At 50.1% G+C, this 425-nt stretch carries 1 rRNA gene; it reads right to left on the minus strand.

What is annotated here, in order from left to right:
* Positions 1-425: ribosomal RNA gene (locus J1W56_RS25865) — 16S ribosomal RNA — on the minus strand; the annotation flags it as partial.

Consider the following 425-nt stretch of genomic DNA (forward strand, 5'->3'; position numbering starts at 1 on the left):
CTGTTTGCTCCCCACACTTTCGAGCATGAGCGTCAATAATGTCCCAGGAAACCGCCTTCGCGACTGGTGTTCTTCATGATATCTACGCATTTCACCGCTACACCATGAATTCCGTTTCCCTCTGACATATTCAAGATCTACAGTATCGGCGGCAGTTTTCCAGTTGAGCTGGAAGATTTCACCGTCGACTTATAGACCCGCCTGCGCTCCCTTTACACCCAGTAATTCCGGACAACGCTCGGATCCTACGTATTACCGCGGCTGCTGGCACGAAGTTAGCCGGTGCTTATTCTGCTGGTAACGTCAAAACAGCAAGGTATTAACTTACTGCCCTTCCTCCCAGCTTAAAGTGCTTTACAATCCGAAGACCTTCTTCACACACGCGGCATGGCTGGATCAGGCTTTCGCCCATTGTCCAATATTCC

Origin of the sequence: Phyllobacterium calauticae, from assembly GCF_019991125.1 — a bacterium.
Lineage (GTDB): Bacteria > Pseudomonadota > Alphaproteobacteria > Rhizobiales > Rhizobiaceae > Phyllobacterium > Phyllobacterium calauticae.